Here is a 2,700-nt window from a genome sequence, read left to right as displayed (position 1 = left end):
GGATTAAGGCGTTTGAATCGGCGAGCAACTAACGCAAGAGCCAAAAGACGCACCTAAAACCAAGCGTTGCAGCAATCGTTTGTGCAAGCAAACACGCGGAACATCTGCGGAGTCAGTCCGATAACGATAACGATCACGTGGCCGCCGCGAACGACTTACCACTTCAATAAACTCAACTCGGCGGCTCACGTGCATCGCCTGGTTCGCCGCCGGTAATGGATCAGAATGACGACAGCGTTAGGTGGGATTCATGCCAAATGTGGTCGGAAGATCCGAGTCGCCGTATGGTAGATTCAAGAATCGGCTGCGCCCATGCTCGTGCAGCTTCTGGGGCGGTGTCGTTCGGTGTAGGACCTTCCATCGCAACAAACCAAGTGCATGGTCGAAATTTGGAGATCACGAGAACCACAGCGAATCGTTGTCCATCTCGTGTCCCGTAGAAAATCCAATCAGGTTCATGTGGATCCATTGCTCGTTCAACAGTTGCCCCGGCAGTCTCGAGTGAATCCGCGAGTGCCAGGCGTATTGTCTCGCCAGCCTCGCTCCAAGACGAGGCGTCAGCGGAGTGTGGAGTAGTGAATGACAAGTAGAGGCCGGTCGAAGAATCCGTCATGTTGTTCAGTCGGCGAACGTCCGCGATGACCGAGTCGCGGCAATGTGGTTTCCACTTCAAAACGCCTTACCCGCGACTTCGGTCCATCGCCTGGTTCGCCGCATTCCATCATGCTCGGAGTTACGTCATTCGCCAGCGACTCGTGGACGATTCAAAGCACGAAAAGCTGTTCGGAATCCCAGGGCTGCAGCAAAAGCGAATGCAGCCCAGATAAGAACATTCAAAAGTATTTGATCGTAGGTCCATCCAGCAAGCGTGGGCACGAACAGCATCCAACAATAGAAAACTGAAACAATCACAAAATACACAGACGCGATCGACGTGAAGAACATTGCCGTTAGGCACGCGACCAATCGCACCCACGAAGTTCCTGTGGGAACAGTCAAATGTGTCGGCTGGTACGGATTCAGAGTCAATTGATTGTGATGATAGTTATGAAGCGTAAGATTGGTGATGAAGTCGTGCTGTAAGAGCACCCTGTCGGCGAACGGCGGACATCACGGGGCACGGAGAGTTGACTATCCATTGCGAAAAACGCTGCAAGCCGTGCTCCCGTGCATGTCATGGTTCGCCGCAATTCCTTAGCACGACCAATACGGCAAATAGCGTCACGAGAGATGATACAGTGGTCAGTGTACGGCGGGCAGCAAGCCAATGAAGATGCCCGCAAGTGAGAATCCAACAAACCCGTAGAACGCACCCAACTCCGCTGATCGTCGGGTCGCATAGATGTCGTACGCGAGGCTTGCTGAAGTGACGGGTACCGCTATGAACGCCAAAAGTAGCGATCCTAACGAGACGGCCATTCGCACATTGTCGGTGCTTGCAGCGGACGAACCAATGAACGCGGCGACGCTCGCCACTACGAGTGCTGTTAGCAGAAGAGATCGTATCGAGATTCGCATTGTCGTGTCGATCAACCAGTCGGCGAACGTTACCGATCACCGGGTCGGAAGTGTTGATGTTCCATTTGAAAAACGGCAGCAAGTCCGACTCCGGTGCATCGGATGGTTACACGACGAGTCCTGTTGACCGGTGACCGGTCGCCAGTTCGATCGACGCGACGAACCATTGTAGCCTACCGAAGTTAGACCGAGCAAGCTTGACAGAGCACGCCAATTTGAACGTTGACTGTGGATCATCGCACGAAGGACCGATGCGAGATCAATGAAACACCACGGGCACTGGCTGCGGAGTTGCGACCGCGCACCAATCTCGAGCATGAGCTGCCCCGCGTACCGACGACCGCGCATCTCGGCATCAATCGTCATTCCACCAATCACGAGCGTAGCCGACCGCGCACCAATCGACCGCGCATCTTTCGTCCGCGCCATCGAAGCAAAGTCAGAGCAACCACAAACAATCCGCCTTGCTCTCTATCGATTCGTGTAACGGCACGATTCACGGGGATCGCGCGAAAGATTGACCATTGCCAAACCGGCAGCCCGCGATCTCCCGTGCAATCGATGGTTCGTCGTGTCTTCATTTATTGAAGAGTGAGTGAAACGTAACGATGCCGACAGTTGATTTGCCGTCGAATCCATCAACCGATTCAGTGAGGATCAATCCGTTTTTCATGTCGGCGTGCACGAGGATTCTCGCAATGTATGTCGGGTTTCCTTTGATCGTTTTCTCCCCAGTATCTTTCCACGCAAGTCCAGATTCAAAGACGACAGCGCCCTTCGCACCCTGGATGACCATATGCATGTCGTCGCGCGGAAACTCTGCGCGAGTGTCAGAGTCATGCGATGGACCGACTGTCCGGAAGTTGACGATCACGGATTCGTCGAATGAACGTTTTTCGTAGGTGACATCAACAAGCATACGCTTGCCCAATTGGGAAACGTCCGAAACGTGAAAGGGATCGTCCAAGCCGACGGCTTCTTCCATTTGATATTCGTCATCGGGTTCGCCGATTTGATATTCGTCATTGAGTTCGCCTATTTGATATTCGTCATTCAGTTCAGCTGCCACTAGGGTTGGCGTGATCAACATCAACAGAGCTAGTGTTCGGATTAACATTTTGAAACCTCGCAGAAAGTGTAGTGTAGAAAAGAGTGGATTGTCGCAGTCGACGAACGGTAGGG

The 2,700-nt window shown here is 53.1% G+C and carries 2 protein-coding genes; both read right to left on the bottom strand.

Translation table 11 applies throughout. The features are described 5' to 3' along the window. Positions 1-1,242: 1,242 nt before the first annotated feature. Positions 1,243-1,518, bottom strand: coding sequence for a hypothetical protein (locus Poly51_RS30160; protein WP_146462667.1), 276 nt, complete (start codon positions 1,516-1,518; stop codon positions 1,243-1,245). Between the two features lie 577 nt (positions 1,519-2,095). Then, complete coding sequence (locus Poly51_RS30155) at positions 2,096-2,635, bottom strand: hypothetical protein (protein WP_146462666.1); 540 nt, start codon at positions 2,633-2,635, stop codon at positions 2,096-2,098. Positions 2,636-2,700: the final 65 nt, after the last annotated feature.

The organism is Rubripirellula tenax (assembly GCF_007860125.1).
Classification (GTDB): Bacteria; Planctomycetota; Planctomycetia; order Pirellulales; family Pirellulaceae; genus Rubripirellula; species Rubripirellula tenax.
Note: the sequence above shows the minus strand (reverse complement) of the source record. Positions and strands in the feature narration are given on the sequence as shown.

Coding starts and splice junctions, on each gene's coding strand:
- Poly51_RS30160 (WP_146462667.1), bottom strand. CDS start 1,518: ATGCGAATCTCGATACGATCTCTTCTGCTAACAGCACTCGTAGTGGCG.
- Poly51_RS30155 (WP_146462666.1), bottom strand. CDS start 2,635: ATGTTAATCCGAACACTAGCTCTGTTGATGTTGATCACGCCAACCCTA.